The organism is Vibrio sp. THAF64, from assembly GCF_009363455.1.
Classification (GTDB): Bacteria; Pseudomonadota; Gammaproteobacteria; order Enterobacterales; family Vibrionaceae; genus Vibrio; species Vibrio coralliilyticus.
Map to the genome: position 1 here is coordinate 2,339,409 of NZ_CP045355.1, position 14,456 is coordinate 2,353,864.

The following is a 14,456-nucleotide window of genomic DNA, read 5'->3' on the forward strand; positions in this document are numbered from 1 at the left end:
AACTAAATTCTACATTTCGAGACCAATTACAACATATTGCAATCAATTATCAATCGAAAGTTTACAGATATGTTAATACAAATACACCAACTGTTAACTTTAGGCGGTTACTAAAGAAAGTGGTAATATCTGGGGAAATTTCGATTCGTTGAATTATTTCAATAACAAGGAATAAAAATGAAAGTTATCAGCTTTAACATCAATGGTCTTCGCGCACGCTTGCATCAACTGCAAGCTGTCATCGATAAACATCAGCCAGACGTAATCGGTCTTCAAGAGATCAAAGTACATGATGAAGCCTTCCCTATCGAAGACGTTGAAGCTATGGGCTATAAAGTCTACTTCCATGGTCAGAAAGCACACTACGGTGTTGCCATGCTATGTAAGAAAGAACCGCTTTCTGTGCAGAAAGGCTTTCCTACTGACAATGAAGATCACCAGAAACGTATGATCATGGCGACGTTTGAAGACGACAATGGCGAGAAAGTCACCGTGCTCAACGGCTACTTTCCACAGGGTGACAACATCAGCCACGAAACCAAGTACCCGTACAAACGCCAGTTCTACAAAGACTTGATGACTTACCTTAATGATCACCACAACAACGACGAACAGCTTATCGTGATGGGTGACATTAATATAAGCCCAATTGATGCCGATATCGGTATTGGTGAACCTAACCGTAAGCGCTGGTTAAAGACGGGCAAATGTTCTTTCCAACCAGAAGAGCGTGAATGGTTGAAAACATTAATGGACTGGGGATTTGTGGATACCTTCCGTCAACTCCACCCAGAGGTAGAAGACCGATTTTCGTGGTTTGATTACCGTTCACGTGGTTTCGATGACAACCGTGGTCTGCGCATTGACGTTGTACTCGCGACTCCAAAACTCGCCGAGAAATGTATTGAATCAGATATCGACTACGAGCTGCGTGGCATCGAAAAACCATCAGATCACGCACCGATTTGGTCAACGTTTAAGTAAAACAAAAAATCCGGAGCCTAGGCTCCGGATTTTGTTTTTAACGCAGTGCAATCAATTAGATAGCAATAAAGTCTGCTTTGTAGTCTGGGTTAACATCAGCGTCATAATCGACGCCTTCCGCACCAAAACCAAATAGCTTCAAGAACTCTTCTTTATACTCAACGTAGTCAGTTAGCTCTTTTAGATTCTCAGACGTGATTTGTGGCCACAGGTCACGACAATGCTGTTGAATATCGTCACGTAGTTCCCAGTCATCCAGACGTAGGCGGTTCTTGTCGTCGACTTCAGGCGCAGAGCCATCTTCTTTGTATAGACGCTGGCTGAACATGCGGAAGATTTGCTCCATACAGCCTTCGTGTACGCCTTCTTCACGCATTTTCTTAAATACCATTGCGATGTACAGTGGCATAACAGGAATTGCTGAACTTGCTTGAGTCACGACGGACTTCAATACCGCTACGTTTGCTGTTCCGCCTGTTGCTGAAAGCTTCTCGTTAAGAGCCGTCGCAGCGCGGTCTAGATCCATTTTCGCTTTACCTAGCGCACCATCCCAGTAGATTGGCCAAGTCAGCTCAGTACCGATGTAGCTGTATGCAACTGTCTTACAACCTTCAGCTAGAACGCCAGCTTCAGACAATGCGTTGATCCAAAGTTCCCAATCTTCACCGCCCATTACTGTGACAGTGTCTTTGATTTCTTCTTCCGTTGCAGGCTCAACGCTTGCTTCGATGATGACGTCTTTGTTGGTGTCTACGGCTGTTGAAGTGTAAGTCTCACCAATTGGTTTTAGAGACGAACGAATCACTTCACCTGTTTCTGGCATTTTACGTACTGGAGAAGCCAGTGAGTAAACCACCATATCGATTTGGCCTAGATCTTCTTTGATTAGGTCGATTGTTTTTTGCTTCGCTTCGTTAGAGAAAGCGTCGCCATTCAGGCTCTTCGCGTAAAGACCTTCTTCACGTGCAAGCTTTTCGAATGCAACTGAGTTGTAGAAACCTGCTGTGCCTGGCTTTTTCTCTGTGCCTTCTTTTTCAAAGAACACACCGATAGTTGAAGCGCCGCCACCAAATGCCGCAGCGATACGAGAAGATAGACCGTAGCCACTTGAAGCACCAACAACAAGAACACGCTTAGGCGCGTTTTTGATTGGGCCTTGTGCTTTTGTGTAAGCAATTTGTTCTTTTACGTTAGCTTCACAACCCACAGGGTGCGTTGTAGTACAGATAAATCCACGAATTCTAGGTTTGATGATCATATTCAACTTCCTTTAAAAAACTTCGCTAGGATAAAAGGTTCAACGCCAGTTCGCATCTAATTTCTGTAAAAATGTCGGTAAAATGCAAGTGGTTGGAGCTCTTTCATACAAGTTTTAGATTTCGAGCAAAAAGAAAGGCACCCATTAAGGTGCCTTTACTCAATATCGGTCAGCTAGCTCTAAGCCACGCTATCTAACTTTGGCTTTACCCGAGCTTTACCTGTTCTCACTTCGCTAAAGTCGTGGCTAAAGTCATCGACTTGAATCGCTTTGTAGCGCAGCGCATCTGCTGCAACGATTTGGTCGACTTCGTCCTGAGTTAACACATTGGCTTCTAGCGCTTGTGCCAGACGATCTTTAAGTAGGCCTTTACGAGCAACTTTACCTTCTTTAGCAGCACGCATCAGTTTACGTTCAAGGCTCTTCACACCATACATCGCAAGGAAGGCATTCTCCATTAGACCAACGCTATCATCTGCTTCTTTGCCAACATAGCAAAGGTGCGTCAGACGGTCTCGGTGCGCTCCTGGTGTCATCAAGCTTTCTGCCAATTTCACTGTCAGTTTGTCGCTTGGCTTAGCAAAGTGATTCCCTAATGGGAAGATCAACACTTTGAGTAGGCGGCCGACCGCTTTTTGCGGGTAGTTAGTAAACGCTTCTTGCAGTGATTTCGCGGCGTTATGCAAACAGTGTTGAACAGCGTAATGTACGTAATCAAGATCTTGCTGCTGACGCCCTTCGTCTTCGTACTTCTTAAGCGCCGCTGACCCCATGTAAAGGTAAGCCAGAACATCACCAAGGCGGGCAGAAATCATTTCTTTACGTTTTAGATCACCACCCAAGGTGGCCATCGCAATATCTGCACTCACTGCCAACGCACGACTTATACGTGTCAGATCTTTGTAGTAACCTTGAGTTGGGCCACTCATATCGGCTTTGATAAAGCGAGAGCCTGTAAGGGCTGCACCAAATGCGCCAAAAGTGTTCTTGGTCGCGTGAGCGATGTGTTTGAACAGCAAGTCATCAAACTCTTTAGCGCCTTGTTTCTCATCAGGATTTGCCGCGGCTTCCATCTCTTTCAATACGTATGGGTGACAGCGAGTAGCACCTTGACCAAAAATCATCAGGTTACGGGTCAGAATGTTTGCACCTTCCACCGTGATTGCTACCGGAATACCGAGGTAAGGCGACGCTAGATAGTTCATCGGACCATCCTGAATCGCTCGACCAGAATGAATATCCATTGAGTCATTGAGAATAGTACGCGCCATTTCTGTCATATGGTATTTGGCAATCGCAGTCACAATGCCTGGCTTCTCTTTAAGATCCAGAGACGTTGTCGTTAGAGTACGCGTCGCTTCAAGCAAGTAAGTCAGGCCACCGATTCGGCCCATCGCCTCAGCAACACCTTCAAACTTACCAATCGACATACCAAACTGTTTACGAACATAAGCGTAAGCGCCCGTAGTACGTGACGTTAGGTGACCAACTGCGGTACCTAGTGCCGGTAGAGAAATACCACGACCCGCAGAAAGACATTCCACCAACATACGCCAGCCTTTACCTGCGTAATCCTGACCACCGATCAGCCATTCCATCGGAATGAAAACGTCTTTCCCGCGCGTTGGACCATTCATAAACGCAAGACCTAGTGGGTCATGACGTTCACCAATTTCAACCCCTTTGTGGGACGCTGGGATAAGCGCACAAGTAATGCCTAACTCTTTCTTATCGCCCATTAAACCATCAGGATCGTACATCTTGAATGCAAGGCCAAGTACCGTTGCTACTGGTGCTAACGTAATGTAGCGCTTATTCCAGTTAAGGCGGATACCCAACACTTCTTTGCCTTCGTGTTCGCCATAACAAACGATGCCATCATCAGGGATACCGCCAGCGTCAGAACCGGCTTCAGGGCCCGTTAGGGCAAAACATGGAATGTCGGTACCATCGGCTAAACGTGGCAACCAGTAATCTTTTTGTTCTTGAGTACCATAGTGAGAAAGCAGTTCACCCGGGCCTAAAGAGTTAGGTACCATCACACACACCGCTGCACTAATACTGCGCGTTGCGATACGTGTAACGATTGTTGAGTTGGCTAATGCAGAGAACTCTCGACCACCGTATTCTTTTGAAATGATGAGTGAGAAGAAACGCTCTTTACGTAGGTATTCCCAAACCTCAGGGGGTAGGTCACGGTCTTCTTTTACGATCTTATGATCGTCTAGCATGCTAAGCAGGGTTTCCAACTCGTTATCAACGAAGGATTGCTCCTCCGCAGTTAACGTTGGTGTTGGATACTTGTGCAGCTTGGAGAAGTCTGGGCGACCTGAAAACAGCTCCCCATCCCACCAAACGCTACCCGCTTCCATTGCTTCCTTCTCCGTGCTGGAAAGCGGTGGCAGTACTTTTTTAAACATTTTGAAAGCTGGGTCACTGACCCATTTTCTACGTAGAGAGCACATAATCAGATCCTTTTGTTCACAGTTGGTGGTCCAATTTATATTTGTTTTATGTTTCGATTTTTGTGTTACTCAGCCGCTACACCTGCTGCTAAGTATGGAATAAGCTGATCGACAACAGATTTCGCGTCCATCTGCTTTCCGTATGCATTTTCTGCGATTTCCATTAACGCTTGGCTTGAAGCCATAGTGAATACGCACGTACCCAGCGTAAAATGGAGTCGCCAAAATAATTCTTCCTGAGACAGCTTAGGATTCGCTTTCATCACTGATTGAGTAAACAGAGATAACGCATCCTGATAACGAGTGGTGATGAACCAACGTAAGTGGCCTTGCACATCGGTATAGCCACGACCAATCAACAGCATAAAACGGCTGGTTCCATTCGGTCTGACATCGTTGAGTGCACGCAGTGGCCCTCTTAGCGATTCAAACACATCCGCCATTTCGTAACTTTCATTAAGATTAAGATTGATCAACGCATCTTGAACCGCTGGCATGAAAGCTTCCAGATAACGGTTTAAAACCGCTCTAACCAGAGTTTTCTTGTCGCCAAAGTGATAGTTCACAGAAGCTAGGTTGACACCCGCTTTGCTGGTAATCGTGCGCAATGACGTGTCATTGAAACCATGTTCAGCAAACAGAGCTTCCGCAACATCTAGGATTTTCTCTTTGGTCGTATTTCTCATCGACATTTCAATCACTCGTATTAAACAACTGTTTGAAATATACAACCGAAACAATTAACCAACAAGTTTTTAACATCACATTTTTGAAGATTGGTCCGACCAGATTGCAAGTTATGTGTTGTAAGCCTCTGAAGAAAAAATTAAAAAAATTTTCACTGTGAATGGAACTGAATTGAATAACGAGAGTCTGAATAAGTGTAGTTAGCAGAGCCTTCTTAAGTTTACAGGCCGTAAAACTTGTTTTCTTGACTGACACTACTAATTTACGCTGCTTTTTCTTATTAACTCCTATGTTTTGTATCAGCCCAGAGCCAGTTTGCTCTGGGCTTTTTTTATTTGCTACTACCGCTCAGTTTGTAAGTGACGTTGAGTACGAAATACCCACCAATGACTCAGCAAAAAATTACTCAACATTCCAGCAAGCACACCCAAGACCAGCGCGAACATCGCCAACACGCCTTCACTTCCCCAATAATAAGTGGTGAGTTTGAATACTCCGAAATTGGGCACAGCGGAAAACGTGGCACACCCCATAAATTTCACCCACTGCAAGAATTTCCCAGATGGATTTCGACTCTCAAAGGTAAAAACACGATTGCCTAACCAAGTTACCGTTGCCGCAAAGAGAAAAGCCACAATGCGCGAGTCCAATATCGGCAACCCAATGGCATAAAACAGTAAGGCAAAAAGAGAGGCATCAGCGATAAAGCCAACGCCCCCGACTAGGGCAAAACGCCATAATTTGTTCATCATGAGTTTCGATCACATCGATATAATGCACGTTTGCTATCGGCGACAAAATCAATCGCGCAACTCATCTTCTTCTCTTTGACCAGTTGCTCCACCTGACTCTTCTCACCAATCAACTGAACCTTATCCAATCGATTCAGAACAGAACTGTCTGTGAGCTGCTTGGCCTGACCATGGCTGTAGAACTGACCTGAGAACGGGCGGTTCCCTACGTAATACGTTACTACCTGAGGATCAGCATTACGAAAAATGACCTTGTCACTTTTACGATCCCCTACTCCAAGCTGAATGTAGATAACAGCGGCAATTAACAAACAAGGCAAGATGCCTGCCGTTACTTTGAACCACTTCTTATCCTCTCGCACATCCGAAAGCAGTATCGCCATAAGCATTCCAATCGCAGGAACACCCGGTAACACATAGGCAGGAAGAATGTTGCCTGAAAAGGTAAACAAAAGCATAGGAGCGAGCATCCAGCACACAAGAAAACTAAAGATGCCATCTTTTAGTATGATGTCTCGCCCCAATTTTTTGCGTTTCAACCAAAAAACGATGGGCAATACTATCGACCATGGCGCAGCTGAATAGAGCCAGAACAACCAGATGGTTCCTCTCGGTTCATCGTGGGCAGTGCCGTAGAGATCACCCTGCCAGCCACTCACCAGAAAACGGTTAAAGTGTTCGCCAACAATAAAATAATCTAGAAAACCTGGGGTTGCCGCTTCAGCGGCGAAATACCATGGAAGAGCGATAATCAGCATAAGTAGACTGCCTCCCAATACTGGAAAGCGTTGCCAAAGCACTTTGAATGCACCCAGCAAACCATGCTGAACCACCAGCCATGGCACAACCGCTAAGCCCATCAAGACAATAACCAGTGGCCCTTTCGCCAGTAAGCCAATCGCCAAGCCAACAAAACCGAAATACCCCCAAGGCTTAGAGCCTTGCCAACACAGGTAAAAGCCTATCATAGCGAGCGACAGCCCTAACGTCAGCGCCATATCCGTCATCACCGCGCCTGCCGCAATGGAAAAAATACCGCACGTGGCTAAAACCAGCGCCGTGATCAGCCCACTGAAGCCTTGTCGATTTGCAAAGTACGCCATCAAAGCGATCACTATGACTCCAGCCAACCAATGGGGAGCACGCACCGCAAACTCATTGATACCAAACAATTCGATACCACCAGCACTTAACCAAGTGAATAAGGGCGGCTTTCCCCAGAAAGGCACTCCATAATCAAACTGCGGTGTGATCCAGTTATTGGTTTCAATCATCAGACGCGCCATTTCACCATAGCGCGCCTCTGTCGTATCCATCAGTGGGTAAGCCCCCAAACTCAACAAGCGAATAAGTAATGCAACACCTAGCAGCGCCCATAAGTGGACTCGATTAAAACTCACGCGCGTTTCTCCAATTGTTGATATTGAGTGGTTGCTGGTTTCTCACTGACGGATTGAACCAAATAAAGCGGTCGCGCTTTGGATTCAATAAAAATGCGGCCGATATACTCACCAAGCACGCCAATACTCAGCAGTTGAATCCCTCCCAGAGCGAGTTGGACCACCATCATTGACGGGTAACCTGTGACGGTTTCACCAAAAAGTAGGGTTTTAAACACGATAAAAGCACCGTACCCAAACGCACTTCCTGCAATCAGAACGCCAAGCAAGGTGGCTAAACGTAGTGGTTTAATAGAAAAAGAAGTGATGCCGTCCACCGCCAGCCCGATCAGCTTGAGATAATTCCATTTGGTTTCGCCGCAGAAACGCGCATCACGTTGAAAAGGCAACGTCGCTTGTTTAAATCCCGGCCAAACGAAGATGCCCTTCATGTAACGATTGCGCTCAGGCAGTTGGTTTATATGATCCACTACTTCACGGCTTAACAGCCTGAAATCACCTACATTTTCTGGAATGTCCGATTTGACGAGTGTATTGAGCAAACGATAGAACGCGGCAGCAGAGGCTCTTTTAAACCAAGTTTCCCCCTGCCTTTCCGTGCGCTGCATATTGACCACGTCATAACCCTCACGCCACTTGGCTAGCATTTGAGGAATCAACTCGGGCGGGTCTTGTAGATCAGCATCGATAAGTATCACTGCCAGCCCGCGAGAATGCTCCAGCCCAGCGCTCATTGCTGCTTCTTTGCCAAAATTACGGCTCAGCCCAATGCTGCGAATCGTGCAACCGTCAGCGGTAAAGGATTCGACCAACTGTAAGCTGTTGTCGCTGCTGCCATCGTCCACATAGATGATTTCGCAGGAATCTGGCAGAGCGCTCAGCACCTCAGTTATCCGCTGGTGCAGCTCAGGCAAAACCTCTGCTTCGTTGTAGTAAGGAACAATGACCGATAATGTCACTGCTTTTAGTCTGTTTGGTACCGAATTGACTAGCCCCATAGCAAAACTCACTATAGTTGCATACGTACCATGAGATGCTTCACTATACGTATTGATTATCTAAAAGAAGCTGAGATGGAAACCTAACTCGCTGTCCCGCCCAGCTTCTGCGACTTTTTGGCAGATTATCAATCGCAACGTGAAAACGATGTTGTTCACGTTTTTTCCACGCAGGTTTTGCTGTCATAAGGCGATAGAAATAGAGAGCCGTTGCATGAACAAAATTTTATTGGTCGAAGACAACCGGGAAGTAGCCGGTATTCTGTTTGATTACTTCGAAAGTATGGGGATGGAGCTCGACTACGCAGACAATGGCGAGCTGGGTTTGCAACTTGCACTCAGCGAGAATTTTGACCTGATTTTATTGGACTTGATGCTACCGCGAATGGACGGCTTAACGGTATGCAATAAACTGCGAGAAGCTGGTAACAATACCCCTGTTTTGATGCTCACCGCACTGGATAATCGTGAAGACATGCTAAAAGGGTTTGAGCATGGTGCAGATGATTACCTAACCAAACCTTTTGATTTGGAGATTCTTGAAGCCCGTATGCATGCATTGGTAAAGCGCTATCGGGGACAGGTCGCCAACACCGTATTGAGTTTTGGCAGCCTGAAAATCGATCAAAAAACACGTCAAGCATTCCGAGAAGGCAAGTTACTCGCGCTCAATCCTACTACCTACACCATCCTTGAGGCACTATGTCACAAGGCGCCTGAGATCCTGACCCGCCAAGAGATTTCTGAAAAGCTTTGGCAAGAAAAAGAACCCAATAATGACGTCCTGCGAAGTCATATCTACCAACTACGTAACCAACTCGATAAGCCTTTCGCCCAACCAATGTTAACCACATTGCCAAAAATTGGCTTTCGTCTAGAGGATGTCTAACGTGAACCGAGTTCTCTCTAGTACGCGTTCGCTGACTGGTCGATTGGCGCTGTTTTTCACGACGATTTCCTGCATCATAGGCGTCGTCATTTTCCTCATCTTTACTCTATCGCTCCAATGGTCAGAAGATCGAGTGGGGGAGCGCAGGATTCTAATTGACAGAGATGAAGCTGTCGCGCGTTTTATTGCTGGTGAAGATGGTGAAATTCAGATTGATGCCCTTACCCGAGCCTATAACGACTTATCGTTAGTGCCTGACTTTTATCGAAAGTATACGGATACTTACGACACTTATCTTGGAGAGGTTGGCTCCACGTTGTCTCCCAACGGGCACATGGTTTACAAGGGCTACTATACCGATAAAGGTGAAAAGAAAGTCGTCGTTCTGCTGTCTCTGATCGATCAAGTTGAGTTCGCGACGGATGAATTCATCTATTCAGGTGTGATTGTCATCAGCTTTGTTTCAGTGTTGATGTTTCTGTTTGGTACCTTGTTATATCGTCTCTCAACACGCTTGATTGAACCCGTCAATGAAATCGCTAAACAGCTGGAAAGTCACTCAGGTAGCGCCACGCAAGCCTTTACGATTCGTGAAGGAGCCGCGGACGAGTTTCAAGCATTAACCGAACAACTCAACCAATACCGGCAAGACCTTAACCTTGCACTCAAACGCGAACAAGCCTTTGCACGTTACGCCAGCCATGAGCTGCGCACACCGCTTACCGTCGTCAAAGGTGCCAACAAATTGCTGTCTCGTTCAGAGCACTCCGAATTTCAGGAACGGCAAATCAGTCGGATAGAAGATGCGACGACACAAATGACAACTATGGTGGATGCCTTGCTCTCCATCGTTCGCTACGAGCGAAATGTCGATGACGCGCCTTTGAGAGGCATCGAAGAAGCAGAGCTTCAATCGATTGTCGATGCCAATTCCGTTCAAGCGACCGAGAAAAACATAGCTATCCGACTAACGATTGAAGGGCTGCCTACCGTAAGGGCTACCCCTGCGGTCATGAATATGATTCTGGGCAATTTAATTCGTAATGCTATCGCGGCGTCCGCGGAGGGAGAGATTACCATTGACCTGTCAGAGCAGCAGTTGGTGATTATCGACGACGGGCCAGGGTTAAGTGAAACGCCCAACGCAGATGGACACGGACTAGGGCTTCTGATCGTCGATGATTTAAGCCAGCGCTATGGCTGGTCATTTGAGCTGGAAAATCACCCTAGACGAGGCTGTAGCGCGCGCATCCTGTTTTGATCCATATTCATGCTTTTAAAGTGAAATCAGGTAAGATAATCGTCCATTTTATCTCTCAACGAATCTGATGAAACTTTGCGATACACCAATAACTCAGCACCAATTTGATGGAACCACGTTTTACCTCAAACGGGATGATCAACTACATAGCCACTTTAGTGGCAACAAAGCTCGCAAGTTCATGACGCTGTTAGATGGAAACTATCCAGACGTCACCACATTGATTAGCTATGGCAGTGCGCAAGCAAACTCACTTTACTCATTAGCGGCCCTGTGCGCTATCAAAGGCTGGTCTCTGGAGTTTTACGTTGACCACATTCCCCAATGGTTAGTGGAACGGCCGATTGGTAACTATCGAGGTGCGCTAGACCTTGGTGCGAGCATCATCCCTGTCAATGAGATCAACCTTCATCCTGCTGAATTCATTAAAGCTGTCCGTCGACCAGATTCCACCTGCCTAGTCGTCGAAGAAGGTGGTCGCTCCACCGATGCCAGACTGGGCATTGAGCAACTTGCCCGTGAAATACTGTCTTGGACTAGATTCGAAACAGGTAAAGAGTTTGTCGTCGCACTACCATCAGGTACTGGCACAACAGCATTGTACTTGCATCGCTTTCTAAAACTTCATGGAATCGACGTGCTGACCTGCCCTTGTGTCGGCGGCAAAGACTATTTAATAGAGCAATTTAAGCAGCTCGGTGAAACCGATTTCCCTCAGATACTTGAGCTAGAGAACAAACACCATTTTGGCAAACTTTATCGTCAAGATTATGGAATCTGGCGTAAACTTCTGGAACAAACGAATGTTGAGTTTGACCTGCTTTATGACCCAATGATGTGGCAATGTTTACAATCTTGGTCTGAAGAAAACCCAGAAAAAACGATCATTTATGTGCATCAAGGTGGCTTGCTGGGAAACGAAAGTATGTTGCCTCGTTATCAGCGTAAATTTGGAGATTGAAGAGAAGTAAACACAACCACACATTTTTCTCGGTAGCAACTTAATCGCGATTCAGAACTGGTCGCCTATATCCTACGGGTTAATCTAAGGAGAGTTTATGCGAATCAATCTATACACTTTGCTATTGCTGGCATCGGTATCCGCTTCGGCAAACGTTATTACGACGCCCGGTAAAGCCGTCATTGCCATCGATGGAAGCGAAGCCGCCAAGCGAGTGTGTTACTACCAAGACCAGGGCTATTCTCTGGGCGCAATACTCCAAGTTGGCGAACACTACATGATTTGTACCGAAGCCAACGATTTTGAAACCAATGGTGCGTTAAAATGGGCGCCTCTCAACAGCCAAACTCAAGTCGAGCCAAAAGAAAGTAACCCAAAAGTTAAAAGCTATTCGATTAAATGATTGGCGAACTAGCTAAGTGAGTGCAAAAACGCTGCGCCTCGTACGCCGGACGAGTCACCGTGGACATTCTTCACAATGCGCGTTTTTGCTGATTTATTAAAGGTGTATAAGTTCAGCTTTTCATTCACCAGCGGGTAAATCGCTTCAACATTCGACATGCCTCCACCCAGCACTATCACTTCTGGATCGACAAAGTTGACGATGGATGCACACACGCGCGCCAGTTGATCACAATAGAGATCAAAATGCTGTTGTGCATCTAAATCGCCCTCGGCACATAACGCCATGATTTGTTTGGAATCTGCTGGATAGTATTTTTCAGAGAACAAGCGACCAAATCCGGTGCCAGACACAAATGACTCTGTACAGTTCAACGACCCGCAATAACATTCAATAGGCTGACCGTCTTTGTTTTTATCGTATCCAGGCAAAGGATTGTGCCCTAACTCTCCACCCAGTTTGTTCAAACCTGTCACTAAGCCGTTATTGATGACCACACCTGAGCCGCAGCCCGTGCCAATGATGATGGCGACACACGAATGCTGTGCACCTTTCGCAGCCCCATCTTTGAACTCTGACAAAGCAAGGCAATCAGCATCGTTGGCTAAAGCAACAGGAACATCAATGTAGCGGTTTAAATCGCCGATAAAGTCCTGACCATTGAGCACGGTGACATTGGCCCCTTGCATCAAACCATCATTGCCTACCGAACCACAACATCCGATGCCGATAGAATGGATTTCGCCGTGCTTCTCCACCTCTTTTATCACAGCTAATACCGATTCCAGAAAACCCTGATAGCTTTCTGTATTGGTCGGTTCACGATGTTTGACTAAGGTTGCATAAGTCTCCTTATCCAGACCTACACCTTCTATTTTCGTACCACCAATATCTAGCCCAACTAGCATAGTTTTCCTCTTCATAAACACCTGAAAGTTTCACCTCATCATGACACAGTCACACTCTTATCTCTTTTATCTTGCTCATGATATTGGCAAGTTTGTAAACTACGGTTGTTTAGGCCTATTCGTTTGGGCTTTTTTGCTAGCTGCATTTGTTTTGTAAGGTATAAGAATGTCTAACTCTGCTCCATTTTTCCTTCTGGAAAACGTCATTCAAAACTACCCTTGGGGTAGCCGAGATTCGATTAACACGCTATTTGGTATTGCAAACCCTGAGCAACAGCCTCAGGCTGAAATCTGGATGGGTGCTCACCCGAATGGATGTTCAAAAATTCAGTTAGAGAATGAGACCGTCCTACTGTCTGATTTTATCAACCAGAGCCCAGAGCAAACCATTGGCACAGAAACTCAGCAGCGTTTCGGTGAACTGCCGTTTCTTTTCAAAGTACTTGCCGCCGCGCAAGCACTCTCCATTCAGGTTCACCCGTCCAAAGCACAAGCGGAAGAAGGGTTTGCCAGAGAGGATAAAGCAGGCATTGAGCGTAATGCCTCTAACCGTAACTACAAAGACCCTAATCACAAGCCAGAGCTGGTGTACGCTCTAACGCCTTATATGGCCATGAATGGCTTCCGCGACTTCGAAGAGATGATTACGCTGTTTGATGAGATCAATGCTCATGCTCTGCAGCAGGATATTGATGCTTTTCGCGAGAACCTTACGTCAGAAGGTCTGCAGGCATTCTTCAAAGCCATGCTAGAACTGGATGGCGGCAAAAAATCCGATGCCTTAGATGCATTGCTAAGCTGGGCTAATAACAGCGAAGATTCATTAGCGGCACTGGTTGTGGAATTGAACACCCAGTACCCTAACGATGTCGGTCTCCTCGCCCCTCTAATGCTTAATGTGCTTGAGCTTCAACCAGGCGAAGCGATGTTCTTAGATGCGGGAACCCCTCACGCCTACATCAAAGGTACAGGTCTAGAGATCATGGCCAACTCGGATAACGTATTGCGAGCGGGTTTGACGCCAAAATATATGGACGTTGAAGAATTGGTGAGCAGCTGCAAATTTGAAGCGCTGGATAAAGGTAAAATCTTAACGCAACCTGTCGCTAACGAGGGTGAGCTCAACTTCCCAGTGCCTGTTGAAGACTTTAAGTTTTCTGTTCTTAAGCAGCCAGAAAGTAAGCAGCTCGAGCTAAACCGCGCTGAGATAATCTTCGCTATTGATAGCGATGTAACGCTTCATTCAGGTACAGAGAGGCTAGTGTTAAGCCGAGGCCAGTCAGCATTTGTTCCTTACTCTACTCAAGCGATTAACGTGAGCTCTAAAGGCTCTGTTGCAAGAGCTCACTAGGCTACGTACTCTGACAATTCATAGAGCCCACTATTGAGTGGGCTTTTTTATTGCCAAAGAAAAGCAACTAGTCGCATAAAATTCTCCTCACTCAAAAAATAGATAAATAGTTGAAAATATCTATCAATTGAATTTTCTA

13 protein-coding genes are annotated in these 14,456 nt (G+C 46.1%); 6 read left to right on the forward strand and 7 right to left on the reverse strand.

Annotation, left to right across the window (positions count from 1 at the left end):
- Positions 1–177: 177 nt before the first annotated feature.
- Positions 178–984, forward strand: a complete 807-nt coding sequence (gene xthA, locus FIU99_RS10705) for an exodeoxyribonuclease III (RefSeq protein WP_006962815.1) — start codon at positions 178–180, stop codon at positions 982–984.
- Between the two features lie 55 nt (positions 985–1,039).
- Here the strand turns inward: xthA and fabV are convergent, their stop codons facing one another.
- From fabV to FIU99_RS10735, 6 genes are all read right to left on the reverse strand, one after another.
- On the reverse strand, positions 1,040–2,242 hold the full coding sequence (fabV, locus tag FIU99_RS10710; protein ID WP_006962816.1) for an enoyl-ACP reductase FabV: 1,203 nt from the start codon (positions 2,240–2,242) through the stop codon (positions 1,040–1,042).
- A gap of 179 nt (positions 2,243–2,421) precedes the next feature.
- Complete coding sequence (locus FIU99_RS10715) at positions 2,422–4,707, reverse strand: acyl-CoA dehydrogenase (protein WP_152472274.1); 2,286 nt, start codon at positions 4,705–4,707, stop codon at positions 2,422–2,424.
- Positions 4,708–4,772: 65 nt separating this feature from the next.
- A complete protein-coding gene (locus FIU99_RS10720) occupies positions 4,773–5,399 on the reverse strand; it encodes a TetR/AcrR family transcriptional regulator (RefSeq protein WP_006962818.1) in 627 nt (208 codons plus the stop codon).
- A 336-nt stretch (positions 5,400–5,735) separates the two neighbouring features.
- Positions 5,736–6,146, reverse strand: coding sequence for a GtrA family protein (locus tag FIU99_RS10725; protein ID WP_039952545.1), 411 nt, complete (start codon positions 6,144–6,146; stop codon positions 5,736–5,738).
- Positions 6,143–7,546: a glycosyltransferase family 39 protein gene (locus FIU99_RS10730; protein ID WP_006962820.1), complete on the reverse strand. Its 1,404-nt coding sequence runs from the start codon at positions 7,544–7,546 to the stop codon at positions 6,143–6,145. The genes FIU99_RS10725 and FIU99_RS10730 overlap by 4 nt, the downstream gene beginning before the upstream one ends.
- Positions 7,543–8,544: a glycosyltransferase family 2 protein gene (locus tag FIU99_RS10735; protein ID WP_006962821.1), complete on the reverse strand. Its 1,002-nt coding sequence runs from the start codon at positions 8,542–8,544 to the stop codon at positions 7,543–7,545. Before FIU99_RS10735 ends, FIU99_RS10730 begins: the two co-directional genes overlap by 4 nt.
- Before the next feature lie 214 nt (positions 8,545–8,758).
- On the opposite strand from FIU99_RS10735, the gene FIU99_RS10740 reads away from it, so the two are divergent.
- From FIU99_RS10740 to FIU99_RS10755, 4 genes are all read left to right on the forward strand, one after another.
- Positions 8,759–9,433, forward strand: a complete 675-nt coding sequence (locus tag FIU99_RS10740) for a response regulator transcription factor (RefSeq protein WP_006962822.1) — start codon at positions 8,759–8,761, stop codon at positions 9,431–9,433.
- On the forward strand, positions 9,426–10,694 hold the full coding sequence (locus tag FIU99_RS10745; RefSeq protein ID WP_152472275.1) for a HAMP domain-containing sensor histidine kinase: 1,269 nt from the start codon (positions 9,426–9,428) through the stop codon (positions 10,692–10,694). The genes FIU99_RS10740 and FIU99_RS10745 overlap by 8 nt, the downstream gene beginning before the upstream one ends.
- A 67-nt stretch (positions 10,695–10,761) precedes the next feature.
- The gene (locus tag FIU99_RS10750; RefSeq protein ID WP_006962824.1) at positions 10,762–11,655 is read left to right on the forward strand and encodes a 1-aminocyclopropane-1-carboxylate deaminase/D-cysteine desulfhydrase; all 894 of its coding nucleotides are present in this window, start codon (positions 10,762–10,764) and stop codon (positions 11,653–11,655) included.
- A gap of 97 nt (positions 11,656–11,752) precedes the next feature.
- Positions 11,753–12,058: a DUF1496 domain-containing protein gene (locus FIU99_RS10755; protein ID WP_006962825.1), complete on the forward strand. Its 306-nt coding sequence runs from the start codon at positions 11,753–11,755 to the stop codon at positions 12,056–12,058.
- A gap of 8 nt (positions 12,059–12,066) precedes the next feature.
- On the opposite strand, the gene FIU99_RS10760 is transcribed toward FIU99_RS10755, so the two are convergent.
- Entirely contained in the window at positions 12,067–12,981 is a 915-nt protein-coding gene (locus FIU99_RS10760) for an ROK family protein (RefSeq protein ID WP_236612205.1), read from the reverse strand.
- 151 nt (positions 12,982–13,132) lie between these two features.
- Between FIU99_RS10760 and manA the strand changes: the two genes are divergently transcribed.
- Positions 13,133–14,317: a mannose-6-phosphate isomerase, class I gene (gene manA / locus FIU99_RS10765; protein ID WP_006962827.1), complete on the forward strand. Its 1,185-nt coding sequence runs from the start codon at positions 13,133–13,135 to the stop codon at positions 14,315–14,317.
- The last annotated feature ends 139 nt before the right edge of the window (positions 14,318–14,456 follow it).

Coding starts and splice junctions, on each gene's coding strand:
- xthA (WP_006962815.1), top strand. CDS start 178: ATGAAAGTTATCAGCTTTAACATCAATGGTCTTCGCGCACGCTTGCAT.
- fabV (WP_006962816.1), bottom strand. CDS start 2,242: ATGATCATCAAACCTAGAATTCGTGGATTTATCTGTACTACAACGCAC.
- FIU99_RS10715 (WP_152472274.1), bottom strand. CDS start 4,707: ATGTGCTCTCTACGTAGAAAATGGGTCAGTGACCCAGCTTTCAAAATG.
- FIU99_RS10720 (WP_006962818.1), bottom strand. CDS start 5,399: ATGTCGATGAGAAATACGACCAAAGAGAAAATCCTAGATGTTGCGGAA.
- FIU99_RS10725 (WP_039952545.1), bottom strand. CDS start 6,146: ATGATGAACAAATTATGGCGTTTTGCCCTAGTCGGGGGCGTTGGCTTT.
- FIU99_RS10735 (WP_006962821.1), bottom strand. CDS start 8,544: ATGGGGCTAGTCAATTCGGTACCAAACAGACTAAAAGCAGTGACATTA.
- FIU99_RS10740 (WP_006962822.1), top strand. CDS start 8,759: ATGAACAAAATTTTATTGGTCGAAGACAACCGGGAAGTAGCCGGTATT.
- FIU99_RS10745 (WP_152472275.1), top strand. CDS start 9,426: ATGTCTAACGTGAACCGAGTTCTCTCTAGTACGCGTTCGCTGACTGGT.
- FIU99_RS10750 (WP_006962824.1), top strand. CDS start 10,762: ATGAAACTTTGCGATACACCAATAACTCAGCACCAATTTGATGGAACC.
- FIU99_RS10755 (WP_006962825.1), top strand. CDS start 11,753: ATGCGAATCAATCTATACACTTTGCTATTGCTGGCATCGGTATCCGCT.
- FIU99_RS10760 (WP_236612205.1), bottom strand. CDS start 12,981: ATGAAGAGGAAAACTATGCTAGTTGGGCTAGATATTGGTGGTACGAAA.
- manA (WP_006962827.1), top strand. CDS start 13,133: ATGTCTAACTCTGCTCCATTTTTCCTTCTGGAAAACGTCATTCAAAAC.